Source organism: Xanthomonas sp. NCPPB 2250 (assembly GCF_056725265.1).
In genome coordinates this window covers 2,933,240-2,956,908 of record NZ_CM161520.1, presented here as the reverse complement: position 1 = coordinate 2,956,908, position 23,669 = coordinate 2,933,240, and the positions used below count along the sequence as shown (strand labels likewise).

Genomic DNA, 23,669 nt, shown 5'->3' with positions numbered 1-23,669 from the left:
CGCCCGTCGGACCTGCTTATTGCGGCGGCGGCGCGTCGCGCAGTTCGCGCCGCAGGATCTTGCCGACGTTGGTCTTGGGCAGCTCCTTGCGGAACTCGACGATGCGCGGGTGCTTGTAGCCGGTGAGGTTGGCGCGGGCGTGCGCCTTCACCTCGTCGGCGGTCAGGTTGGGGTCCTTCTTCACGATGACCACCTTGACCGCCTCGCCGGATTTTTCGTCCGGCACGCCGACCGCGGCCACTTCCAGCACGCCGGGCATCATCGCGATGACGTCCTCGACCTCGTTCGGATACACGTTGAAGCCGGACACCAGGATCATGTCCTTCTTGCGGTCCACGATGTAGAAGAAGCCCTGCGGATCCATCCGCGCCATGTCGCCGGTGTGCAGCCAGCCGTCGGCATCGATGGCGCTGGCGGTTTCCTCCGGACGGCGCCAGTAGCCCTTCATCACCTGCGGCCCGCGGATGCACAGCTCGCCGACCTCGCCATGGGCGAGGATCTGGCCCTGGTCGTCCTTGACGCAGGCGTCGGTGGAGGGGATCGGCAGGCCGATCGCGCCGTTGTATTCGGTTAGGGTCAGCGGGTTGATGCAGGCCGCCGGCGAGGTCTCGGTGAGGCCGTAGGCTTCGACCAGGGTGACCCCGGTGACCTGCTTCCAGCGCTCGGCCACCGCGCGTTGCACCGCCATGCCGCCGCCCAGGGTGAACTTCAGCGAGGAGAAATCCACCTTGTCGAAGCCGGGGGTGTTGAGCAGGCCGTTGAACAGGGTGTTGACGCCGGTGAAGGCGGTGAAGCGGGTCTTCTGCAACTCCTTGACGAAGCCCGGCATGTCGCGCGGATTGCTGATCAGGTGGTTGAGTCCGCCGAGCTTCATGAAGACCAGCCCGTTCGCGGTCAGCGCGAAGATGTGGTACAGCGGCAGCGCGGTGATGATGACTTCCTTGCCTTCCTCCAGCTTGCCGGTAGCCGAGATCCAGGCGCCGGCCTGCAGCATGTTGGCGACCAGGTTGCGGTGGGTCAGCATCGCGCCCTTGGCCACGCCGGTGGTGCCGCCGGTGTACTGCAGGAAGGCGATGTCGTCCGGTTCGATGTCGATCCGAGGCAGCGTGTGCAGGCGGCCCAGGGTCAGCGCGTCGCGGAAGCGGATTGCGTTGGGGATGTCGTAGTCCGGCACCAGCTTCTTGACGTACTTCAGCACGAAGTTGACCAGCGGGCCCTTGGGGAAGCCCAGCATGTCGCCCAGGCCGGTGGTGATGACCTGCTTGACGGGGGTATCGGCGAGCACGTCCTGCACGGTGGTACCGAAGTTGTCGATCACCACCAGGGCGCTGGCGCCGGAGTCGATCAGCTGGTGGCGCAGTTCGCGCGGGGTGTACAGCGGATTGACGTTGACCACGGTCATGCCGGCCAGCAGCACGCCGAAGGTGGCGATGGGGTACTGCAGGCAGTTGGGCATCATCAGGGCGACGCGGTCGCCTTTCTTGAGCTGCAGTTCGCCCAGCAGGTAGCCGGCGAATTGCCGGGCCAGTTCGCCGGCCTCGCGGTAGGTCAGGGTCTTGCCGAAGTTGCAGTAGGCGGGGCGGTCTCCGAACTTGGCCACGGAGCTTTCGAACACCGCGGCGACGGAGCGGTACTCGTCGACGTTGATGTCGGCGCCAACGCCGGCCGGATAACTCTGCAACCACGGACGATCCAGACTCATATTCCCCCTCCAGGAAATGTATTGATGGCTCTGTACGGACAGTATCCGCTAGAACCGGCAACGGCAGCATACCGTTCCGTAGGGAAAAGGCGAACAGGGGTGGGGTGGTGGTGGCTGCGGACCGTTGATTTTCCTGGCGTGGCGCGCTGCAGGCTGAGCGTTTGGAACGCTCCGATAAGTGCTGGCACCGTGGAATTGCAACGCAAAGCTTTCGCCTGGCGGCGAGTCACTTTTCTTTGCTTGTGCAAAGAAAAGTAACCAAAAGAAAGCACACCCTGCCTACGCGCCCTCCGCGCTGCGCGCTCCGGGTTCGCGTCCATCCCGGGGATCCGCGGAAGGGGCATCCTGCCCCTGCCGCGGACGGCGCACGTCCCTGTGCGCCGCCCTTCGGGTGTTTCCCCGGGACGGCCGCCGCTTCGGAAGGGAACCCGGAAGAGCAGGAGCAAACCCAACAGCAAGAGCAAATGCAGAGCAACGGCAACAGCAACAGCGGTTGTTAGGTCGCTGATCATCATTGGAACATGGTCACTTCGCCGTCGGCGTTGCTAGATGCAAGGTGTCCGCGCTTGGACCGTTTCTTCGTCGTTGGAAGCCGAAGGTGGATTGGTGTGCGGCCAACGGATGCGGTGCGTACTGCCGCAGGCCACCGTGCCCGCAGAGCGGCGCGCTTGCGAATCAGTGGTTCGCGCGTTTGCGAAGCGCCCCCGCGCTGGCGCGGGGGCCGGGCTTCCGCTGTTGGAAACCGCCGGGTCGGTCAGCGCGCGGCCAACTGCCGCAGCACGTACTGCAGCAGGCCGCCGTGGTGGGCGAGCCGGCACGCTTGCGAACCATTGGTTCGCGTGCCGGCGCAGCGCCCCCGCGCTGGCGCGGGGGCCGGGCTTCCGCTGTTGGAAACCGCCGGGTCGGTCAGCGCGCGGCCAACTGCCGCAGCACGTACTGCAGCAGGCCGCCGTGGCGGAAGTACTCCACTTCCTTCGGGGTCAGCAGCATCACTGCCACCTCGAAGGATTGCGCACTGCCGTCGGCCTTGGTGGCGACGACCTTGGCGCGCTTGCTGGCGCCGTCCTGCAGGCCGGTGATCTCGAACACTTCCGAGCCGTCCAGACCCAGGCTCTGCGCGTTCTGGCCATCGAGGAACTGCAGCGGCAGCACGCCCATGCCGACCAGGTTGGAGCGGTGGATGCGTTCGAAGCTTTCGGCGATCACCGCCTTGACCCCGAGCAGGTTGGTGCCCTTGGCGGCCCAGTCGCGCGAGGAGCCGGTGCCGTATTCCTTGCCGCCGATCACCACCAGCGGCACGCCGTCGGCCTTGTACTTCATCGCCGCGTCGTAGATCGCCAGCTTTTCCGGCTGGCCACCGCCGGGCGGGTGGTACAGGGTGTTGCCGCCTTCCTCGCCGCCGAACATCAGGTTCTTGATGCGGATGTTGGCGAAGGTGCCGCGGACCATGACGTCGTCGTTGCCGCGGCGGCTGCCGTAGCTGTTGAAGTCGGCCGGCTGCACGCCGCGTTCCTGCAGGAAGCGGCCCGCCGGCGAGTCCTTCTTGATGTTGCCGGCGGGGGAGATGTGGTCGGTGGTGATCGAATCGCCGAACAGGCCCAGTACGCGCGCGCCGTGCACGTCCTCGATGCGGCCGACCTGCATGGTCATGCCGTCGAAGTAGGGCGGGTTCTTGATGTAGGTGGAAGTGCCGTCCCACACGTACAGCTCGCCATCGGGCGAGGCGATGGTGTTCCAGCGGCTGTCGCCCTTGAACACGTCGGCGTAGTTCTGCTTGAACATTTCCGGGCCGACCGTGGCGGCGATGGTGTCGCCGATCTCCTTGTTGCTCGGCCAGATGTCGCGCAGGTACACCGGCTGGCCGTCGCTGCCGGTGCCCAGCGGATCGCGGGTCAGGTCGATGTCGGTGGTGCCGGCGATGGCGTAGGCGACCACCAGCGGCGGCGAGGCCAGGTAGTTCATCTTCACTTCCGGATGCACGCGGCCTTCGAAGTTGCGGTTGCCCGACAGCACCGAGGCCACCACCAGGTCGTCCTTGGCGATCGCCGCGGAAACGTCCTCGGGCAGCGGGCCGGAGTTGCCGATGCAGGTGGTGCAGCCGTAGCCGACCACGTAGAAGCCGAGCTGTTCCAGGTGGTCCATGACCCCGGCCTTCTTCAGGTAGTCGGTGACCACCAGCGAGCCCGGCCCGAGCGAGGTCTTGACCCACGGCTGCGCCTTCAGGCCCTTTGCCACGGCATTGCGCGCGAGCAGGCCGGCGCCGAGCATCACCGCGGGGTTGGAGGTGTTGGTGCAGGAGGTGATCGCCGCGATCACCACCGCGCCGTCGCGCAGCTGCCAGCCGGCGCCGCTGGCCTCGGCGTCGTGCGCATGCGCCGCCTGGGCGCCGACCGCCGTGCCGCCGCCGCCTTCGTTCTTGAGCCGGTCTTCCTGCACGGCATCGCTGCGGCGCTTGGCGCGTGCGTCGGCGAACGGCACCAGGCTGTCGCGGTAGTTGCGCTGCATGTCTTCCAGCAGCACGCGGTCCTGCGGGCGCTTGGGGCCGGCCAGCGACGGCTTGACGTCGCCCATGTCCAGTTCCAGGACGGCGCTGTATTCGGCATGCGCGCTGTCGGCGTCGTGCCACAGGCCCTGCGCCTTGGCGTAGGCCTCGACCAGCGCGATCTGCTCCTCGCTGCGCCCGGACAGGCGCAGATAGGTCAGCGATTCGGCGTCGATCGGGAAGATGCCGCAGGTGGCGCCGTACTCGGGCGCCATGTTGCCTATGGTGGCGCGGTCGGCCAGCGGCAGGTGCTGCAGGCCGTCGCCGAAGAACTCGACGAACTTGCCGACCACGCCGTGCTTGCGCAGCATCTGCGTCACCGTCAGCACCAGGTCGGTGGCGGTCGCCCCTTCGGGCAGCTTGCCGGTCAGCTTGAAGCCCACCACCTGCGGGATCAGCATCGACGAGGGTTGGCCGAGCATCGCCGCTTCCGCCTCGATGCCGCCCACGCCCCAGCCGAGCACGCCGATGCCGTTGATCATGGTGGTGTGGCTGTCGGTGCCGAACACCGTGTCCGGGTAGGCGATCGCCTCGCCGTCGCGCTCGCCGGTCATCACCACCCGCGCCAGGTGCTCCAGGTTGACCTGGTGCACGATGCCGGTGTTCGGCGGCACCACCTTGAAGTTGTCGAAGGCCTTCTGGCCCCAGCGCAGGAAGCCGTAGCGTTCCTTGTTGCGCTGGAATTCGATCTTGCCGTTGAGGTCCAGCGCGTCGGGCTTGCCGAACACGTCCACCTGCACCGAATGGTCGATCACCAGTTCCGAGGGGATCAGCGGGTTGATCTGTTCCGGGCGCCCGCCGAGCTTGACCACCGCATCGCGCATCGCCGCCAGGTCGACCACGCAGGGCACGCCGGTGAAGTCCTGCAGCACCACGCGCGCCGGCATGAACGCGATCTCGGTGTCGGGTTCGGCCTTGGGATCCCACTTGGCCACCGCCTCGATGTGGTCCTTGCCCACGGTTACGCCGCCGTCTTCGTGGCGCAACAGGTTTTCCAGCAGGATCTTCAGCGAGTAGGGCAGTCGTGCGATATCGAAGCGCTCGGCAAGTTTGGGCAGGCTGTAGTAGGCGTAGCGTTGGCCGTTGACCTCGAGCGAGGCGCGGGTGGAAAAGGAATCGCTCATCACGGAACTCCTATGGCGTCGCGGCTTTAGGGACTGCGGTCATTCTGACCGATTCAGTGTGTATGGCAGGTGTGACCGCCGCTGTATGCGGGCTTGAGTATGACGCTTCAAGTATGTAAAATTCGTACATACCTTGTGGAGCCCGTTCTATGGAAGCCACTGTCGCCGAACGCGGTCAGATCACCCTGCCGAAGGCCGTGCGCGATGCACTTGGCCTGAGCAAGGGCACCATCCTGAAGGTGGAGCTGGACGGCGGCCGGATCATCCTGCGCAAGAGCGTGGACGATGCCATCTCGCGCGCCCGCGGCCGCTTCAAGCTCGACGGCTTCGCCAGCACCGACGAGGCGATGCGCGCCATCCGCGGCCGCGCCCCGGGCGATCCGTTCGAACCCGAGCCCGACGCCGGCGCATGATCGCCATCGACTCGTCCGTGCTGGTGGACCTGCTGGCCGACGGCCCGCAGGCCGACGCCACCGAAGCCTGCCTGCGCCAGTGCCTGAGCACCGGCCCGGTGGTGGTCTGCGACATCGTCCTGGCCGAAGTCTGCAGCGCGCTGCGCGACGGCGCCGAGGCCTTGTCGGTGCTGGAGGACATGAGCATCCGTTTCAGCGCGCTGGAGGCCAAGTCGGCCTTGCGCGCCGGCGAGATGCAGCGCCGCTTCCGCGCCCGTGGCGGCAGGCGCGAGCGGGTGGTGGCCGATTTCCTGATCGGTGCGCATGCGCTGCTGCAATGCGATGGCCTGATCACCCACGACGACCGTTTTTTCCGCGATTACTTCAAAGGCCTGAAGATCATCGTCCCCAAGCCTGCCGGCTGACGCCGCGCCGCCGCTACCGCACATCCCCACCGTATTTTTCCGGAGAACCCGCATGTTGGAAGCCTATCGCCACCACGTTGCAGAGCGCGCCGCGCTCGGAATCCCGCCGCTGCCGCTGAGCGCGCAGCAGACCGCGCAGGTCATCGAACTGCTGAAGAACCCGCCGGCCGGCGAGGAGCAGTTCCTGGTCGAACTGCTGAGCCACCGCGTGCCGGCCGGCGTCGACGACGCCGCCAAGGTCAAGGCCTCGTACCTGGCCGCGGTCGCCTTCGGCAGCGAGAAGACCCCGCTGATCTCGCCCACCCGCGCCACCGAGCTGCTGGGCACCATGCTCGGCGGCTACAACATCCATCCGCTGATCGAGCTGCTGGACAACGCCGAGCTGGGTGCGGTCGCCGCCGAAGGCCTCAAGCACACCCTGCTGATCTTCGACGCCTTCCACGACGTGCAGGAAAAGGCCGAGGCCGGCAACGCGCACGCCAAGGCGGTGCTGCAGAGCTGGGCCGAGGCCGAGTGGTTCACCAGCAAGCCGGAAGTGCCGCAGAGCCTGACCATCACCGTGTTCAAGGTGCCGGGCGAAACCAACACCGACGACCTGTCGCCGGCGCCGGACGCCACCACCCGCCCGGACATCCCGCTGCACGCGCTGGCGATGCTGAAGAACAAGCGCGACGGCGCGCCGTTCGAGCCGGAAGAAGACGGCAAGCGCGGCCCGATCCAGGCCATCGCCGACCTCAAGGCCAAGGGCCACCTGGTCGCCTACGTCGGCGACGTGGTCGGTACCGGTTCCTCGCGCAAGTCGGCGACCAACTCGGTGCTGTGGTGGACCGGCGAGGACATCCCGTACATCCCCAACAAGCGCTTCGGCGGCGTGTGCCTGGGTTCGAAGATCGCGCCGATCTTCTACAACACCATGGAAGACGCCGGCGCGCTGCCGATCGAGCTGGACGTGTCGCAGATGGAGCACGGCGACGTGGTCGAGCTGCGTCCGTACGAGGGCAAGGCGTTGAAGAACGGGCAGGTGATCGCCGAGTTCGCGATGAAGTCGGACGTGCTGTTCGACGAAGTGCGCGCCGGCGGCCGCATCCCGCTGATCGTCGGCCGTGGCCTCACCGCCAAGGCGCGCGAGTTCCTGGGCCTGCCGGCCTCCAACCTGTTCCGCCTGCCGATGGACCCGCCGGACACCGGCAAGGGCTTCTCGCTGGCGCAGAAGATGGTCGGCCGCGCCTGCGGCCTGCCGGAAGGCCAGGGCATGCGCCCGGGCACCTACTGCGAACCGAAGATGACCTCGGTGGGCTCGCAGGACACCACCGGCCCGATGACCCGCGACGAGCTGAAGGACCTGGCCTGCCTGGGCTTCTCCGCCGACCTGGTGATGCAGTCGTTCTGCCACACCGCGGCATACCCGAAGCCGGTGGACGTCAAGACCCACCACACCCTGCCGGAGTTCATCTCCACCCGCGGCGGCGTGTCGCTGCGTCCGGGCGACGGCGTGATCCACAGCTGGCTCAACCGCATGCTGCTGCCCGACACCGTCGGCACCGGCGGCGACTCGCACACCCGCTTCCCGATCGGCATCTCGTTCCCGGCCGGTTCCGGCCTGGTCGCCTTCGCCGCCGCCACCGGCGTCATGCCGCTGGATATGCCCGAGAGCGTGCTGGTGCGCTTCAAGGGGCAGATGCAGCCGGGCGTGACCCTGCGCGATCTGGTCAACGCGATCCCGCTGTACGCGATCAAGCAGGGCCTGCTGACCGTGGCCAAGCAGGGCAAGAAGAACATCTTCTCCGGCCGCATCCTGGAGATCGAAGGCCTGCCGGAGCTGAAGGTGGAGCAGGCGTTCGAACTGTCCGACGCCTCCGCCGAGCGGTCGGCCGCCGGCTGCACGGTGCGTCTGAACAAGGAACCGATCGTCGAGTACCTGACCAGCAACATCACCCTGCTGAAGTGGATGATCGCAGAAGGCTATGCCGACGCGCGTTCGCTGGCGCGGCGGATCAAGAAGATGGAGGAGTGGCTGGCCGACCCGCAGCTGCTCGAGCCCGATGCCGACGCCGAGTACGCGGCGGTGATCGAGATCGACCTGGCCGACATCCACGAGCCGATCGTGGCCTGCCCGAACGACCCGGACGACGTGAAGACGCTGTCCGACGTCGCCGGTGCGGCGATCGACGAAGTGTTCATCGGTTCGTGCATGACCAACATCGGCCACTTCCGCGCCGCGGCCAAGCTGCTGGAAGGCAAGCGCGACATCCCGACCCGCCTGTGGGTCGCGCCGCCGACCAAGATGGACGCCTCGGAGCTGACCAAGGAAGGCCACTACGGCACCTTCGGCGCCGCTGGCGCGCGCATGGAAATGCCGGGCTGCTCGCTGTGCATGGGCAATCAGGCGCAGGCGCGCGAGGGCGCCACGGTGTTCTCGACCTCCACCCGCAACTTCCCCAACCGCCTGGGCCGCAACACCAACGTGTACCTGGGCTCGGCGGAGCTGGCCGCGATCTGCTCGCGCCTGGGCCGGATCCCGACCAAGGACGAGTACATGGCCGACGTGGGCGTGATCAAGACCAGTGGCGAGCAGATCTATCGCTACATGAACTTCGATCAGATCCAGGACTACCAGGACGTGGCCGCCACGGTCGCCGCCTGATCGCCCCGGCGATGCGCTGACGCGACGTGCCGCCCATGCGGCACGGTCGCAACGAAGAAGCCCGGCACTGCCGGGCTTTTTCGTTGGTGGTGCCTGCGCTGCGTACGACGGTGGGTTCGCCGCCTGCCTGCGCCTAGGCCGGCGGCGCGGGCGCTCGCCCTCGCAGCCAGTGTTCCAGCGCCGCCGCCGGCAGCGCCGGCGCGAACAGAAAGCCCTGCAGCACGCGGCAGCCCAGCCGCGCCAGGAACGCGCGTTGCGCTTCGGTTTCCACGCCCTCGGCGACCGTGTGCATGCCCAGGGTCTCGCCGATCCGCAGCACCGACGTGGTCAGCGCCCGCGAGGTCTGGCAGTGCTCCAGATCGCTGACGAAGCTCATGTCCAGCTTGAGCTCGTTGACCGGCAACTGGTGCAGATGGCTGAGGCTGGAATAGCCGGTGCCGAAGTCGTCCAGCGACAGCAGCACGCCGCTGGCCTGCAACTGGCGCAGGTTGGCCAGCACTGCGCTGGTGTTGGAGAGCATGACGCTTTCGGTCATTTCCAGTGCCAGGTCGGCCGGTTGCAGGCCGGACGCGGCGAGCAGGCCTTCCACCCGCGTGGGCAACTCGGGGTCGGCGAAGTTGTTCGCCGACAGGTTCACCGCCACGCGCGGCACCGCGATGCCGCGCAGACGCCAGTCCGCCATCTGCCGGCAGGCTTCGCGCAAGACCCACTGCCCGAGTTCGTCGATCAATCCGCATTCTTCGGCCATCGGCACGAACCGCGCCGGCGAGATCGCGCCGAGATTGGGATGTTCCCAGCGCAGCAGCGCCTCCACGCCGTACAGCGCGTGCGGCGCCTGGCTGTCCAGTTGCGGCTGGTAGTGCAGTTGCAGTTTGTCGCGATGCAGGGCGTCGCGCAGCGCGGTCTCCATCGCCACGCGTTCCTGCGCCATGCGGTTCATGTCGGAACTGAAGTAGCACACGCTGTCGCCGCCCTCGCGCTTGGCCCGGAACATGGCCAGGTCGGCATGGCGCAGCAAGGTCTCGATGTCGCGGCCGTCGTCGGGGAACATGGCCACGCCGATGCTGGCGCTGGGGTGCAGGGTCACCTGGCCGACCACCAGCGGCTCGGCCAGCGCCAGCAGCAGGCGTTCGGCGACGCCGGCGGCCTGCTCGACGCTGCAGTTCGGCAGCATCAGCACGAACTCGTCGCCGGCCTGGCGACCGACCAGATCGGTCAGGCCCAGGGTGTCGCCGATGCGCCGGGCGATGTCGCGCAACAGGCCGTCGCCGGAGGCGTGGCCCTGGGTCTCGTTGACGCGCTTGAAGCGGTCGAGGTCCACGAACAGGATCGCCACCGGTGCGCCCTGATGCTCGGCGGCGGCCAGCGCCTGCTCGGCGCGGGCGCTGAACATCACCCGGTTGGGCAGGCCGGTGAGCGAGTCGTAGAAGGCGAGCTGGTGCACGCGTGCCCTGGTCTGCTCGCGTTCCAGCGCCAAGGCGCACAGATGCACGCAGAGCTCGATCAGGCGCAGGTGCCAGGCCAACGGCTCGCGCACCTGCCGGTAGCACAGCGCGAAGCTGCCGAGGACGCGACCGCTGCTGGACTTGATCGGGGTGGCCACGCAGGTGCCCAACTCCACATGCTGCACCAGCCCCATGTAGTCGGCGAACAGCGGGTCGGTGCGCGGGTCGAGCACGAGCACCTGCTTGCCGCGCCAGATCGAGGTGGCGAGGGCGCCGGCACGCGGCCCGGCGCGCATGTTGCTCATGGTCTCGCCGAACCGCGCCGGCATGCTCGGCGCCGCCAGCGGCTGCAGGCAGCCGTTGCCGTCGACACTCACGATGGCGGCCATCAGTTCTGGCGCGATGCGCTCGACCTCCTTGCAGATCAGCGTGGCGACCTCGACCAGCGGCTGTTCGCGGACCAGCGCATCCAGCACGTTCTTGTGCAGCACCTCGTGCATCTTGCTCTGGGTGATGTCGGTGAACGAGAGGATGTAGTGCTGTTGGCTGCCGTCCTCGCTGGCGATGGGGGTGGCCACCAGAGTGGCCCACAGCGGCGTGCCGTCCTTACGATAGGCCAGGATGTCGACCTGGTGGCCGAAACCGGCGCGCACGCGCTCGCGGGTCTGCTGCACGGTCTGCAGGTCGGTGCCGGGGCCGCTCAGCACGCTGCTGGGCAGGTGTCCCAGCACTTCGTTTTCGGCGTAGCCGAACACCTGGCTGAAGCCGGCGTTGACATAGAGGGTGTTCAATTCCGGATCGCAGACGACGATGGCGTTGTCGCTGGAGTCCAACGCCAGCGACAGCAGCCGCATCCTGGCGTCGCGGGCGCGCTCGGCGCTGATGTCGCGCACGAACAGCACCTGCAATTGGCTGTAGTGCTGCGGTGCCCGCGCCGCGCTCACCGCCAGCCAGCGCGCTGCGCCATCGTAGTCGCGCAACAGCAGCTCGTAGCTGCCGCTGCCGCCGTCGCGCAGACACTGCGCGAGGAAGTCTTCGCGCACGTCGGCATCGGCCAACTCGCCGAGCGGACGCCCCAGCACCTGCGCGCGGGGACGGTTCCACAGCGCCTCGGCGGTGTGGTTGAAGGCAACCACACGCGCCTGCGGATCGACGATCAGCACGCCTTCCGGTGCGTATTGCAGGCAGAGCAGCAGGTCCAGTTCGGAACGCGCCGATGCCACCCGCGCCGCCTCCACGCTGACGTCGCTGGGCACGCTCGACGTTGTGACGCGGCGGCCCGGCATGGTGTCAGCGCGCCTGCACGGACAAGGCGATCAGGCGCTCGGCGATCTTGTCCAGCGGCAAGACCTCCTGCGCCGCGCCCAGGCGGAAGGCGGTGCCGGGCATGCCCCAGACCACGCTGGTGGCCTCGTCCTGGACCAGGGTGCTGGCCCCGGCCTGCAGCATTTCCAGCAGGCCGCGCGCGCCGTCGTCGCCCATGCCGGTGAGGATCGCGCCGATGGCGTTGGCGCCGGCATTGCGTGCCACCGACTGGAACAGCACGTCCACCGCCGGCTTGTGCCGGTTGACCGGCGGGCCGTCGTCGATCTTGCAGCGCCAGCGCGCACCGTCGCGGATCACCTGCAGGTGTTTGCCGCCGGGCGGCAGGTAGGCGTGGCCAGGCAGGATCGCTTCGCCTTCGGTCGCTTCGCGCACGGCCATGGCCGAGTGCCGGTTGAGGCGGTCGGCGAAGGCGGTGCTGAAGCCGGCCGGCAGGTGCTGGGTCATGACCACCGCAGGCGCGTCGGCCGGCATGCCTTCCAACACCACGCGCAGCGCTTCGGTGCCGCCGGCGGAGGCGCCGATGGCGATCAGCCGGTCGGTGGTGCGGAACTTCAGCGAGGACACCGCGGCGGGCGTGGCGGTGGCGCCCACCGGTTTCGGTGCGGCCGGCCGGTCCAGGGCGCGGACCTTGGCCTTGGACGCATTCTTGACCTTGGCGATGATCTCTTCGGCGTACTCCTCCAGACCGCGGGCCACGTCGAGCTTGGGCTTGGAGACGAAGTCGACCGCGCCCAGCGACAGCGCCTGCAGGGTGGTGTCGGCGCCGCGTTCGGTCAGCGAGGAGATCATCACCACCGGCGTGGGCCGCAGCCGCATCAGGTTTTCCAGGAACGCCAGCCCGTCCATGCGCGGCATTTCCACGTCCAGGGTGATCACGTCCGGATTCAGGCGCTTGATCTTCTCGCGCGCCAGCAGCGGGTCGGCGGCCGAGCCGACCACTTCCACGCCGGGCGCGCCCGACAGGATTTCGGTAAGGATCTGTCGCACGACCGCCGAGTCGTCGACGATCAGCACGCGGCAAGGGGCTTCCAGGCTCATTCGAACAACTCCACGGCACCGGTGACGGGGGCTTTGGCGAGACGGGCGCGCACCGCCGACTCGGCCGCGGCGATTTCGGCTTCCTCGTGCGCGTGCGGCAGGCGCTGCACGACCACGCGGCCGGTCCCGGGGAAGAACCAGATCTTGCGCGGATGGATGCCGCGCAGATCCTCGGCCACCACCGGGATATGTTCGGCCTTGAGGTAGTTCAGCACGAAGTCGGCGTTGCGCGTGCCGACCGGATTGTTGGTGAAGCCCTTGAGCACGTTGCCGCCGCCGAACACCTTGGCTTCCAGGCGGTTGCGGGCGGCGCCGCGCTTGAGCAGGTCGTTGATCAGCACTTCCATCGCATAGCTGCCGTAGCGGGCCGGCGCGCCGTCGCCGCTCTGGCCGTCGGGCAGCATGAAGTGGTTCATGCCGCCGATCTTCAGCAGCGGGTCGCGGATGCAGGCGGCCACGCACGAGCCCAGGATGGTGGTCAGCGCGGTGTCGTCGTCCACCACCAGGTACTGGGTCGGCAACAGCTTGGCCGCCATCGTCTGGAAGCGCGTGTCGTGATAGCGCATCACCTGGTCCAGGGCCATGGCCGCGGCGCTCATGCGCGATCCTTCTGCGCCCGGCGATACAGCGTACGGCCGCAGGGCTGGATCAGGTCGGCCGCATGCAGATAGTTTTCCGAATGGCCGGTGTAGAGCATGCCGTCGTCGTCCAGGTGCGGAATCAGCCGCGACAGGATGCCGCGCTGGGTGGGCTTGTCGAAATAGATCATCACGTTGCGGCAGAACAGCGCCAGGTACGGGCCGGCCACGTCGTAGCGCGGTTCCAGCAGGTTGAGCTGGCGGAATTCGAGCAGGTCGCGCAGCGCCGGCAGCACCCGGCACTGGCCTTCGTTGGCGCCGCTGCCGCGCTGGAAATACTTGCGCTTGAGGGCGGGATCGAGGCTGGCGACGCGTTCCAGCGCGTACACGCCGCGCGAGGCGGTGGCCAGCACCTGGGTGTCGACGTCGGTGGCCAGGATCCGCACCGGCGGGGTCAGCGTGCCGAACGCCTCGCAGGCGGTGATCGCCAGCGAGTAGGGCTCCTCGCCGGTGGACGAGGCGCAGGACCAGATCTTCAGCGGCGCCGCGCCGGAGTGCTTCTGCAACTCTTCGCGCAGCCGCTCGAAATGGTGCGGCTCGCGGAAGAACGAGGTCAGGTTGGTGGTCAGCGCATTGGTGAACGCCTCCCATTCGTCGCCGCCGTCGCGCTCCAGCCAGTCCAGGTAGTCGCGGAACGAGCGCAGGCCCAGCACGCGCAGGCGCCGCGACAGCCGGCCGTAGACCATGTCGCGCTTGGCCGGAGCCAGGGCGATGCCGGCCTTCTGGTAGATCAGGTCGCAGACCCGCTTGAAATCGCGGTCGCTGAAGTCGAAGTCGCGATTGTCGGAACCGGAGGAGGGCGAAGCGGGAGTCTGGATGGCCATGATGCGCAGCGATGGTCGGTCAATCGGGTTATCGGCCGGGAACGGACGAAATTGACAGCTGGCAGTCAGGAAAGACCGCCGGCGGTGGCGTGGGGGCTCAGAACTCCTGCCACTGGGCCTCGCTGGCGTCGGCGCTGGCGGGGCGCGGGCGCGCTGCCGCACGCGGCCTGGCGCGTACCGCGGCCGGCACGGCTTGCGCCGTCGGCGCGTTGGCGGCCGCGCCGTGATAGGTGTCCAGCTTGAAGGCGGCGATGGCCGCGCCCAACTGGCCGGCCTGTTCCTCCATCGAGCGCGCCGCGGCGGTGGCTTCTTCCACCAGTGCGGCGTTCTGCTGGGTGCTCTCGTCCATCTGCACCACGGTCTGGTTGACCTGCTCGATGCCGGCGGACTGCTCCTGCGAGGCGGCGGCGATCTCGCCCATGATGTCGGTGACGCGGCGCACCGAGGTCACGATCTCACTCATGGTGCGGCCGGCCTGGTCGACCAGGGCCGAGCCTTCGGCGACGCGGCCGACCGACTCGTCGATCAGCGTCTTGATCTCCTTGGCGGCGTTGGCCGAGCGCTGGGCGAGGGTGCGCACCTCGGTGGCGACCACGGCGAAGCCGCGGCCCTGTTCGCCGGCGCGCGCTGCCTCCACCGCGGCATTGAGCGCCAGGATGTTGGTCTGGAAGGCGATGCCGTCGATCACGCCGATGATGTCGGCGATCTTCTTCGACGAGGCCTCGATCCCGTTCATGGTGGTGACGACCTGGCCGACCACGTCGCCGCCCTGCGAGGCCACCGCGGCGGCGCCGGCCGCAAGCTGATTGGCCTGGCGTGCGTACTCGGCGTTCTGCTTGACGGTGGAGGTCAGTTCCTCCATCGAGGCGGCGGTGCGCTCCAGGCTGGCGGCCTGCTGTTCGGTGCGGCGCGACAGGTCGCCGTTGCCGCTGGCGATCTCGGTGGAGGCGACATTGATGTTGGCGGCGGCGGCATGGATGCGGCCGACGATCGCCGCCAGCTGTGCGGCGGTGGCGTTGGCGTCGTCGCGCATGCGACCGAACACGCCATGGAACTCGCCGTGCATGCGCGCGGTCAGGTCGCCGGCGGCGATGGCCCGCAGCAGCGTGGACAGCTCGCCCAAGTTGCGGTCGCTGACCTCCATCATCGCGTTGAGGTCCTGCACCATCACCCGGAAGCCGTACTGGAAACGTTCCGGGTCGCCGCGCGTGCCGAAGGCGCCGGCCGCGGCCGCCTCCGCCAGCTGCTTGATCTGCTCGCTCATCGCGGTCAGGTTCTGCTTGGCCATGTCCATGGTTTCGGTGAGCACGGCCTTCTCGCCGGGCAGGCGGTCCATGTCCTCGGACAGGTCGCCGATCGCATAGCGCTGGATGATCTGCAGCAGGCGCATCTTCACCGCGATGTGCGAGGCCACCAGCTCGTTGGTGCCCTTGACCATCTGCCCGTACTCGCCGGGGAAGGCGTTCTCGTCCATGCGGTAGCTGATGGTGCCGCACGCGTGCTGCCGGGCCATCTCGTCCTGCGCGCGGATCACGCTGTGGATGCGCGAGCGCATGATCAGCATGTCGTCCATCAGCTCGCCGATCTCGTCCTTGCCGTGCGGATAGGTGGCGCCCTCCAGTTCGCCGCGCGCCACCGCCTGCGACAGGCGCTTGGCCGCGTGCAGCTGGCGCGCCATCCCGCGCGCGATCAGCCAGGCGGTGACGCTGGCGAACAGCACGGCCAGCCCGAGCAGCGTCACGATCAGGGTCTTGGTGTTGGACAGCTGGCTGTCGGCGCGGTCCATCTCCCGGTTCAGTTCGGCGACGTTGTACTGGGTCAGCGCCACGATGCGCTCGAACAAGGTCCGGCGCAGCGTCCGCGACTGGGTGTCGGAGATCTTCTGTGCGCCGGCCACGTCGCCGGCGCGCAGCGCCGCACCCATCTCGGTGTTGGCCTGCAGGTAGGCCTTCAGCGTCTCCTGCACGCCGGCGTACATCTGCACCTGCTTCTGGTCGCGCATCATTGCGGCGATGACCTGCTGGTTCTTCGCCACCTCCGTGCGCACCTTCTGCATGCGCTTGAAGTAGTCGGCCTGGGCCTGGGGATCGCCGGCGCGCGACAGTTGCGCCAGTTCGTAGGTACGGAATTCGCCCAGTTGCGCGCGCACCTCGGCCAGGGCCTGGGTCGCCGGCACCCAATCGTGCTGGATGTGCTTGAGCTCGGCGATGGACAGGTTGGTCCGGGAGTAGGTAAAGCCCCCCAGCACGACCGTCAGCAGCGTGGTCACGGCGAAGGCGAAGATCAGCTTGTCGCGGATTTTCAGGTGCGCAAGTACGTTCATGGGCGTTCCATGTGCAGCAGCGGGTTGAAAAAAGGCAGGGCGGCCGGCGGTCAGCCGGCGAAGACGAAGCGGGGCGAGGGCAGCGCCGCGCCAGTGGCGGCGCTCGCAGGCGGGCGTGAGCCCATGCCGAACAGGGGCGCGCGTGCGGCGCCGCGGCGCCGCGACGGGAGGTTGGACGATGGCGGATGTCGGCGGCTGGGCATCACGTGCTCCCTGAACGGTCGCGGTGGTGATCCGGCGGTGACATGCGCGGACCACGAAGCGTGATCCTGATATCGACTAGCGCGGCGATAGCTTGAACCGCGCCGTGGTGCGAATCGGCGTGTCGTGCGTGATTGTTTCTATCGCAACGGTATGGCCGCTCAATCGGCCTCGATGGTCGGGGCTGCCGTGCGCACCAGCCGCAGCGGCGCCTGCCGTGCCGCACCGCGTGCGGGGGGCGCGGGCGTGGGGCCTGCGCCGCCGTGCGCGCCGGCCTGCGCCGGGTCCAGCCGGAACACCGCCGCCGCCTCGCCGAGCCGGCGGCCCTGGTCTTCCAGCGCCCGCGCCGAGGCGCTGGCTTCCTCGACCACGGCGACATTCTGCTGGATCGCCTGGTCCATCTGCGCCACGGTGCGGCTGACCTGCTCGATGCCCATCGACTGCTCCTGCGAGGCCGCGGCGATCTCGCCGATGATGTCGGTCACCCGCTGCACCGAGGCGACGATCTCCTGCATGGTGCGACCGGCCTGGTCGACCAGGGCCGAACCTTCGTTCACGCGACCGACCGACTCGTCGATCAGCGTCTTGATCTCCTTGGCGGCGTTGGCCGATCGCTGGGCGAGGGTGCGCACCTCGGTGGCGACCACGGCGAAGCCGCGGCCCTGTTCGCCGGCGCGGGCGGCCTCCACCGCGGCATTGAGTGCCAGGATGTTGGTCTGGAAGGCGATGCCGTCGATCACGCCGATGATGTCGGCGATCTTCTTCGACGAGGCCTCGATGCCATTCATGGTGGTGACTACCTGGCCGACCACCTGGCCGCCCTGCGAGGCCACCGCGGCCGCGCCGGTGGCGAGCTGGTTGGCCTGGCGGGCGTGTTCGGCGTTCTGCTTGACCGTGGAGGTCAGTTCCTCCATCGAGGCCGCGGTCTCTTCCAGGTTGGCCGCCTGTTGTTCGGTGCGGCGCGACAGGTCGTCGTTGCCGGCGGCCAGTTCGGTGGTGGCGCCGTGGATGCTGCGCGCCGCGGTCTGGATGCGGCCGACGATGTCGGCGAGCTGGTCGGCGGTGGTATTGGCATCCTCGCGCATCCGCGCGAACACGCCGTGGAAGTCGCCGTGCATGCGCGCGCTCAGGTCGCCGGCGGCGATGGCCTGCAGCAGCGTCGACAGCTTGCCGAGGTTGCGGTCGCTGACCTCCATCATCGCGTTGAGGTCCTGCACCATCAGCCGGAAGTCGTGCTGGAACCGGCCGGCGTCGCCGCGGACGCTGAAGTCGCCGGCGGCGGCTGCAGCGGCCAGGCGCTTGATCTCGGTGTTGATCGCCAGCAGGCTGGCCTTGGCCGCGTCCATCGATTCGTGCAGCACGGCACGGCTGCCGGGCAGGCGGCGCGCGTCGCGGCGCAGGTCGCCGTTGGCGTATTCGTTGAGCACCGCGATGGCGTCGACGATCGCGTCCAGGTGCTCGAACATCATGCGGTTGATGCTGGCGGCCAGGTCGCCGTACACGCCGGGGAAATCCTCCGGCATGCGGTGCGACATGTCCTTGTCGGCATGCAGCACCGCCATCTGCGCGGTCTCGCTGGAGAAGCGCTCCAGCATCCGGATCATCTCGCCGGTGGCGCGCAGCATCTCGCCGGTCTCGTCGCGGCCGGGATTGTCGATGCGCACGCTGAGGTCGCCGCGCGACACCGCGCGGATCGCCTCCAGGCTGCGCGATACCGGCCGCAGCACCGAACTGCCGATCAGCCAGTTGATGCCGAAGGTGAGCAGCACCAGCACGCCGCCGGCCAGGGTCATCACGCCCGTGAAGATCAGCGCCTGCGCCTGCACGTCGTCCATGTACACGCCAGTGCCGATCACCCAGTGCCAGGGCGCGAATGCGGCGTTGTAGGAGACCTTCTCCACCGGCGTGGCGTTGCCGGGCTTGGGCCACAGGTAGTCGACATAGCCGCCGCCGGCCTCGGCCACCTTCACGAACTCGCGGAAGATCGGCTTGCCGTCGGCGCTGAGCACCTGGCCGATGTCCTTGCCGACCAGGTCGTGGCGGGTGGGGTGCATCAGCATGGTCGGGTGCAGGTCGTGCACGTAGAAGTAGTCCACGCCGTCGCGGGCGCGCATCGATTCCAGGGTGCGCAGGGCGGTGCGCTGCGCCTCGGCCAGCGGCATGCTGCCCTTGTCCACTTCGGCCGCATAGGCGCGCACCACGCCCAGCGCCAGCTCGATCTGGCTCTTCAGTGCCTGCTCGCGCGTGTTGCGGATGTCCAGGTACTGCATGCGCGCGGCAATCACCGCCAGCAGGACGATGCCGGCACCCAGCAACAAGGTCTGCCAGAGGAACTTGCGGCGCAGCGGCAGATCCGAGAGGCGGGTGAGCAACGAGCGAGACGACATCGACCTGGTCCTTGGAAAGGTTCCCAAAGGTTTAACGGCTCCGGGAACGGGGAAATTGAGCGCGCGGCGCGACCGATTCGTAGACAATCCTCGCGCTGGCGCGGCGGTCAAAAAAATCCCCGGCGCGCAGGCCGGGGATGGGGTGACGCAACGACAGGCCGGGCCTGTCTCAGAACTCCTGCCAGTCCGAATCGGCCAGTGCCGGCTCGACCTTGCGGGCACGCACCGCCGCCGGCTTGGCGGAGGCGACGGCCGCAGGCTTCTTCGCCGGCGCTGCCGGCCGCGGCGCGGACACGGCCTGCGGCGCGTGGACCGCGCTGGCCTGCGCCGACTGCTCGACGCGGAAGATCGACACGGCCTCGATCAGCTGGCCGGCCTGTTCTTCCATCGAACGGGCGGCGGCGGTGGCTTCTTCGACCAGTGCGGCGTTCTGCTGGGTGGTCTCGTCCATCTGGGTGACGGTCTGGTTGACCTGCTCGATACCGGCCGACTGCTCCTGCGAGGCGGCGGCGATCTCGCCCATGATGTCGGTGACGCGCTGCACCGAGGCGACGATTTCGGTCATGGTCTGGCCCGCCTGGCGCACCAGGGTCGAGCCGTTGGCCACCTGGCTCACCGAGGCGTCGATCAGGCCCTTGATCTCCTTGGCGGCGTTGGCCGAGCGCTGGGCGAGGGTGCGCACTTCGCTGGCGACCACCGCGAAGCCGCGGCCCTGTTCGCCGGCACGGGCGGCTTCCACCGCGGCGTTGAGCGCCAGGATGTTGGTCTGGAAGGCGATGCCGTCGATGACGCTGATGATGTCGGCGATCTTCTTCGAGGACGCCTCGATCCCGCTCATGGTCTGCACCACCTGGCCGACCACACTGCCGCCCTGCGAGGCGACCGTGGCGGCGCCGCCGGCCAACTGATTGGCCTGGCGCGCGTGCTCGGCGTTCTGGCGCACGGTGGAGGTCAGTTCCTCCATCGAGGCGGCGGTCTCTTCCAGATTCGCCGCCTGCTGCTCGGTGCGGCGCGACAGGTCGTCGTTGCCGGCAGCGATCTCGCCGGCGGCGGCATTGATCGCGTTCGCCGCCTGCTGGATGCGGCCGACGATGGCCGCCAGCTGCTCGGCGGTGGCGTTGGCGTCGTCGCGCATGGTCGCGAACACGCCCTGGAAATCGCCATGCATGCGCGCGGTGAGGTCGCCCTGCGACAGCGCGGTCAGCAGCCTGGACACTTGGCCGATGCTGTCGCCGTTGGCCTGCAGCAGGCCATTGAGCTGCTGCGCCAGCTGCAGGAAGAAGCCGTGCTTACCTTCGATGCCGACGCGCCCGCTGAGGTCGCCCGCGGCGGCCTCGCGCACGATCTTGGCCACTTCCTGCTCGACCTGCGCTTCCAGGGTGCGGTCGCGCGATTCGCAGACAAAGCCGATGTGCGTGCCGTGCTGGTCGCGGATGGCGGTAATGGTCTGGGCGACGCGCGCGTCGACGTAGGCCATCTCGCGTTCCATCACCCCCTTCTTTTCCAGTTCCGCCAGGGTCTTGGGATCGTGCTGGTTGCCGTACTCCAGCACCGTCACCGGCGAGCCGACCAGCGGCAGGCTCGAATCGAAGGCCGGCGCCACCGAGTGGATCTGCTCGGCGTACTTGTCGGTGAGGCCCTGCATCGACGGGTTGGCATAGACGATGTTGTAGTCCAGGTCGACGATGAACATGCCGGTCGAGGAATTGTCCAGCGCGGTGCGGATGCGCAGGTTCTCGGCGGCGACCGCGGCGTCGCGCTCGATGCGCCCGCGCAGGTCCTGCTGCATGCGCTTGAGCGCCTGCATCAGCTCGCCGATCTCGTCCTTGCTGTTGGCGTCGATATGTCCGTCGAGCTTGCCGCCGGCGACGTCGCTGGCCACCTTGACCGCATCGCGCACGCTGTTGGCGAGCATCCGCCCGAACAGGAAGGCCAGGCCGACCGCCGCGCCGAGGCCGATCAGCAGGCAGATCAGCAGGGTTGCGGAAGCATTGCGATAGGTGCCGCTGGCGGCGTCGGCCGCGGCCTTGGCCTGGCGGTCGTTCTCGGCGATCAGGGCGACGACGTCGTCCACTACCTTGTTGTGCAGGGTACGGGTCTCGCCGGTAAACGTGTCGATGGCATCGTCGTGCAGGTCGAGCTGCAGCATTTCGTCGACGGATTGGTAGGAGGCGCTGGCCTTCTTCCAGTCGGCGACCAGGCGGTCATAGAGCGCCTTTTCCTGCGGGCTGGCGATCTTGGGCGGATACTTGGCCAGAATCTGGTCCATCTGCTTCTTCAGCGCAACCTTGCGCGCGGCCGATTCCTTCTTCAGCGCATCGCTGCTGCGGATCAGGCTCTGGTAGGCGGAATTGCGATATTCGCCGAGGATGCCGCGCATTTCGCCGCCGGTACGCACGCTCGGCACCACCTGCGACGACACATTCTTGGTCACGCCATCGAGCGAGTTAAGACCGCGGTAGGCGGCCACGCCCTGGATGAGCATCAACGCCAGCACGACGCCGAACGCCAGCATCAGTTTGGGCATCACCTTCAGATCTTTAATCCACTGCATGAGCGCGTTTCCCGTAATTCGGAGGGGGCGACAAGGGGCAAAAAACGGCAAACGCCGCCGCGCCGGACCGTGTGCACGGGTCCAGCACGGCGGCGCCGGGGCTTACTTGATGGTGGCCAGCTTCAGGCTGGACGGCGCGCTGACCTGGATTTCGGCGCGCGAGCTGTCCCGCTCGATCTTGCCGATCACGCACACGTCCTTGCCTTCCAGGGTTTCCGGGGCGAAGCCGAACTTGCTGCGGTCGGCGCCGGCGATGCGGGCGGAGAAGGTGTGGCGCGGAAACATGCCGCCCATGTACAGGAAGGTCGGCTCGCCTTCGGAATTCTGCGCGTACTTGGCTTTCTCGACCTTGCCGCAAACCATGCCGTCCTTGCCGACGAAACGGGTGGCCATCTCCGGCGGGATCATCTGCTGGGACTGGGCGAAGGTGCTGGGGCTGGCGGCGAGCAGCAGGACCAGCAGCATGGGAAAGCTCGGTTTCATGGAACGACTCCTTGGGGACGGGGGCTGAAGTGAGGGCCGTGTGATGCCGGCCACTCTTCAGCTATCGGCGTGAAACCGGTTAACTTGATTCGCACAAGTGATAAACAGTTCGCATTTCAAATAAAAACCCGCCTTGCGGCGGGTTTCGTCTACAGCCGGGCGGCCGCCGCAGCGGCCGGGGGTCAGGCGGCTTCGTCGACGTGGGCGTGCTGCTGGCCGAACTCGGCGCTGTCCAGCAGCGTCTCGATATCCAGCAGGATCAACATCTTGTCGTCCTGGGTGCCGATGCCCGAGATGAAGCGGGTGTCGACCGCGGCGCCGAACTCGGGGGTCGGGCGGATCTGCTCTTCGTTCAGCGGGATCACGTCGGAGACGCTGTCCACCACGATGCCGACCACGCGGTTCTCGACGTTGAGCACGATCATCACGGTGAAGGCGTCGTAGCGCGCTTCCTTCAGGCGCAGCTTCAGGCGCAGGTCGATCACCGGGACGATGGTGCCGCGCAGGTTGATCACGCCCTTGATGTACTCGGGGGCGTCCGGGACCCGGGTGACCGAGTCGTAGCCGCGGATTTCCTGCACCTTGAGGATATCCACGCCGTAGTGTTCTTCGCCGAGGGTGAAGCTGAGGAATTCGCCGCCGGTGGCGTCGGAGTTGGAGGTGGTCTTGTCGTTCATCGTGTGCTCCTGGTGCGCACGGGATTGCGGGTGGTGGCGTGGGTGGGAAAGCGCGACTCTGATGCTAGATCGGCGCGGCCACGGCGAACTTTAGACCCGGATCGGCCGGCCGCTCGCGGCGTTCAGGAAAGCACGCCGCTTTTGCGGGCGCTGCGCTGGCGCTCGATGCGGAACACGTAGCGCTGGATCGCCGCGTCGGCACCGCGCGGCAGGTCCTGGAAGCGCATGCCCACGCGCAGGGTGTCCTGGCCGTTGGCGAGCTTGGAGACATACATGTTGCAGACCTGCAGGGTCAGCCGGATGGCGTCGGCATCGGGCAGCTGCAGCACGCAGTTCGGATAGCTCTGCTGCAGCTGCGGCATCGGCTGGCCCTGTACCAGCGCCACCGCCAGGCCGCCGCCGCTGATGTCCACCACGCGCAGCTTCAGGTCGACCTGGCCGGCATCGTCGTCGATGCGCAGCACGCACGACGGCGAATCGGTGATCGGCGTCTCCAGCCGGAAATGCTCGCGCCGCTGCAGGTAGTAGAGCGATTCCGGCAGGGCGGCGCGCAGGCCCGGCTGGCCGTTGTCGTCGGTGCGCTGCGGGCTTTCGATGCGGAAACGCACCCGCACCTTGTCCAGCTGGGCGAAGCACAGCAGGTACTCGGCCTGCTCGGCGGCGCGGTTGGAGGCCTCGTTGACGCTCAGGTCCAGCAGCACGCTGTCCTCGTCCAGCTCCAGCAACGCGGTGGAGAAGGCCTGGTCGCGACCGCCCACGTGCGCGCTGACCTGCGAACGCTGCTGGATCAGCGACTGCAGCAACTGGCGGATCTGTCGCGGCTTGGTCAGCAGGAAACGGTCGTCCTCCACTTCTTCTTCCGGCGAAGTCGGGACAGGGGAGTCGCTGGGAGTGCCTTCGGCCATGGTGGAGAGTGGGTACTGGAGGTGGGTGGGGCGGCACCG

General features: G+C 67.9%; 15 protein-coding genes. 3 read left to right on the top strand and 12 right to left on the bottom strand.

The window, feature by feature from the left end; all coding sequences use genetic code 11:
- Positions 1-16 precede the first annotated feature (16 nt).
- Together rpfB and acnA are read right to left on the bottom strand one after the other, a co-directional pair.
- Positions 17-1,702: a fatty acyl-CoA ligase RpfB gene (rpfB, locus tag AC1PMG_RS11540; protein WP_481108972.1), complete on the bottom strand. Its 1,686-nt coding sequence runs from the start codon at positions 1,700-1,702 to the stop codon at positions 17-19.
- Between the two features lie 906 nt (positions 1,703-2,608).
- Complete coding sequence (acnA, locus tag AC1PMG_RS11535) at positions 2,609-5,368, bottom strand: aconitate hydratase AcnA (protein WP_481108971.1); 2,760 nt, start codon at positions 5,366-5,368, stop codon at positions 2,609-2,611.
- Between the two features lie 149 nt (positions 5,369-5,517).
- Here acnA and AC1PMG_RS11530 point away from each other — a divergent pair, with 149 nt between their 5' ends.
- The 3 genes from AC1PMG_RS11530 to acnB are packed head-to-tail and all read left to right on the top strand — an operon-like array spanning position 5,518 to position 8,829.
- A complete protein-coding gene (locus tag AC1PMG_RS11530) occupies positions 5,518-5,781 on the top strand; it encodes an AbrB/MazE/SpoVT family DNA-binding domain-containing protein (RefSeq protein ID WP_010343322.1) in 264 nt (87 codons plus the stop codon).
- Complete coding sequence (locus AC1PMG_RS11525) at positions 5,778-6,185, top strand: type II toxin-antitoxin system VapC family toxin (RefSeq protein WP_342072665.1); 408 nt, start codon at positions 5,778-5,780, stop codon at positions 6,183-6,185. Before AC1PMG_RS11530 ends, AC1PMG_RS11525 begins: the two co-directional genes overlap by 4 nt.
- Positions 6,186-6,237: 52 nt before the next feature.
- Positions 6,238-8,829, top strand: a complete 2,592-nt coding sequence (gene acnB, locus AC1PMG_RS11520) for a bifunctional aconitate hydratase 2/2-methylisocitrate dehydratase (protein ID WP_342072666.1) — start codon at positions 6,238-6,240, stop codon at positions 8,827-8,829.
- Positions 8,830-8,962: 133 nt separating this feature from the next.
- On the opposite strand, the gene AC1PMG_RS11515 is transcribed toward acnB, so the two are convergent.
- From AC1PMG_RS11515 to AC1PMG_RS11470, 10 genes are all read right to left on the bottom strand, one after another.
- The gene (locus AC1PMG_RS11515) at positions 8,963-11,560 is read right to left on the bottom strand and encodes a sensor domain-containing protein (RefSeq protein WP_481108970.1); all 2,598 of its coding nucleotides are present in this window, start codon (positions 11,558-11,560) and stop codon (positions 8,963-8,965) included.
- A gap of 4 nt (positions 11,561-11,564) precedes the next feature.
- Positions 11,565-12,638 (bottom strand): protein-glutamate methylesterase/protein-glutamine glutaminase, encoded by a 1,074-nt coding sequence (locus AC1PMG_RS11510; RefSeq protein ID WP_267126731.1) that lies wholly within the window; start codon positions 12,636-12,638, stop codon positions 11,565-11,567.
- Positions 12,635-13,237 carry a chemoreceptor glutamine deamidase CheD gene (cheD, locus tag AC1PMG_RS11505; RefSeq protein ID WP_481108969.1) on the bottom strand — a complete coding sequence of 201 codons (603 nt, stop codon included), beginning with the start codon at positions 13,235-13,237 and terminating at the stop codon, positions 12,635-12,637. The genes AC1PMG_RS11510 and cheD overlap by 4 nt, the downstream gene beginning before the upstream one ends.
- Complete coding sequence (locus AC1PMG_RS11500; protein ID WP_017917563.1) at positions 13,234-14,100, bottom strand: CheR family methyltransferase; 867 nt, start codon at positions 14,098-14,100, stop codon at positions 13,234-13,236. Before AC1PMG_RS11500 ends, cheD begins: the two co-directional genes overlap by 4 nt.
- Positions 14,101-14,197: 97 nt before the next feature.
- Positions 14,198-16,423: a methyl-accepting chemotaxis protein gene (locus tag AC1PMG_RS11495; protein ID WP_481108968.1), complete on the bottom strand. Its 2,226-nt coding sequence runs from the start codon at positions 16,421-16,423 to the stop codon at positions 14,198-14,200.
- 362 nt (positions 16,424-16,785) lie between these two features.
- Positions 16,786-19,011: a methyl-accepting chemotaxis protein gene (locus AC1PMG_RS11490; RefSeq protein WP_481108967.1), complete on the bottom strand. Its 2,226-nt coding sequence runs from the start codon at positions 19,009-19,011 to the stop codon at positions 16,786-16,788.
- A gap of 169 nt (positions 19,012-19,180) precedes the next feature.
- Positions 19,181-21,565 (bottom strand): methyl-accepting chemotaxis protein, encoded by a 2,385-nt coding sequence (locus tag AC1PMG_RS11485; RefSeq protein WP_481108966.1) that lies wholly within the window; start codon positions 21,563-21,565, stop codon positions 19,181-19,183.
- 102 nt (positions 21,566-21,667) lie between these two features.
- Positions 21,668-22,048 carry a hypothetical protein gene (locus tag AC1PMG_RS11480; protein WP_026143867.1) on the bottom strand — a complete coding sequence of 127 codons (381 nt, stop codon included), beginning with the start codon at positions 22,046-22,048 and terminating at the stop codon, positions 21,668-21,670.
- 182 nt (positions 22,049-22,230) lie between these two features.
- The gene (locus AC1PMG_RS11475; protein ID WP_017910573.1) at positions 22,231-22,725 is read right to left on the bottom strand and encodes a chemotaxis protein CheW; all 495 of its coding nucleotides are present in this window, start codon (positions 22,723-22,725) and stop codon (positions 22,231-22,233) included.
- A gap of 122 nt (positions 22,726-22,847) precedes the next feature.
- Positions 22,848-23,630, bottom strand: a complete 783-nt coding sequence (locus AC1PMG_RS11470) for a flagellar brake protein (protein ID WP_481108965.1) — start codon at positions 23,628-23,630, stop codon at positions 22,848-22,850.
- Positions 23,631-23,669 lie beyond the last annotated feature (39 nt).

What these genes read in the sequence shown, in the direction of transcription:
- rpfB (WP_481108972.1), bottom strand. Translation starts at nt 1,702, where the DNA reads ATGAGTCTGGATCGTCCGTGGTTGCAGAGTTATCCGGCCGGCGTTGGC.
- acnA (WP_481108971.1), bottom strand. Translation starts at nt 5,368, where the DNA reads ATGAGCGATTCCTTTTCCACCCGCGCCTCGCTCGAGGTCAACGGCCAA.
- AC1PMG_RS11530 (WP_010343322.1), top strand. Translation starts at nt 5,518, where the DNA reads ATGGAAGCCACTGTCGCCGAACGCGGTCAGATCACCCTGCCGAAGGCC.
- AC1PMG_RS11525 (WP_342072665.1), top strand. Translation starts at nt 5,778, where the DNA reads ATGATCGCCATCGACTCGTCCGTGCTGGTGGACCTGCTGGCCGACGGC.
- acnB (WP_342072666.1), top strand. Translation starts at nt 6,238, where the DNA reads ATGTTGGAAGCCTATCGCCACCACGTTGCAGAGCGCGCCGCGCTCGGA.
- AC1PMG_RS11515 (WP_481108970.1), bottom strand. Translation starts at nt 11,560, where the DNA reads ATGCCGGGCCGCCGCGTCACAACGTCGAGCGTGCCCAGCGACGTCAGC.
- AC1PMG_RS11510 (WP_267126731.1), bottom strand. Translation starts at nt 12,638, where the DNA reads ATGAGCCTGGAAGCCCCTTGCCGCGTGCTGATCGTCGACGACTCGGCG.
- cheD (WP_481108969.1), bottom strand. Translation starts at nt 13,237, where the DNA reads ATGAGCGCCGCGGCCATGGCCCTGGACCAGGTGATGCGCTATCACGAC.
- AC1PMG_RS11500 (WP_017917563.1), bottom strand. Translation starts at nt 14,100, where the DNA reads ATGGCCATCCAGACTCCCGCTTCGCCCTCCTCCGGTTCCGACAATCGC.
- AC1PMG_RS11495 (WP_481108968.1), bottom strand. Translation starts at nt 16,423, where the DNA reads ATGAACGTACTTGCGCACCTGAAAATCCGCGACAAGCTGATCTTCGCC.
- AC1PMG_RS11490 (WP_481108967.1), bottom strand. Translation starts at nt 19,011, where the DNA reads ATGTCGTCTCGCTCGTTGCTCACCCGCCTCTCGGATCTGCCGCTGCGC.
- AC1PMG_RS11485 (WP_481108966.1), bottom strand. Translation starts at nt 21,565, where the DNA reads ATGCAGTGGATTAAAGATCTGAAGGTGATGCCCAAACTGATGCTGGCG.
- AC1PMG_RS11480 (WP_026143867.1), bottom strand. Translation starts at nt 22,048, where the DNA reads ATGAAACCGAGCTTTCCCATGCTGCTGGTCCTGCTGCTCGCCGCCAGC.
- AC1PMG_RS11475 (WP_017910573.1), bottom strand. Translation starts at nt 22,725, where the DNA reads ATGAACGACAAGACCACCTCCAACTCCGACGCCACCGGCGGCGAATTC.
- AC1PMG_RS11470 (WP_481108965.1), bottom strand. Translation starts at nt 23,630, where the DNA reads ATGGCCGAAGGCACTCCCAGCGACTCCCCTGTCCCGACTTCGCCGGAA.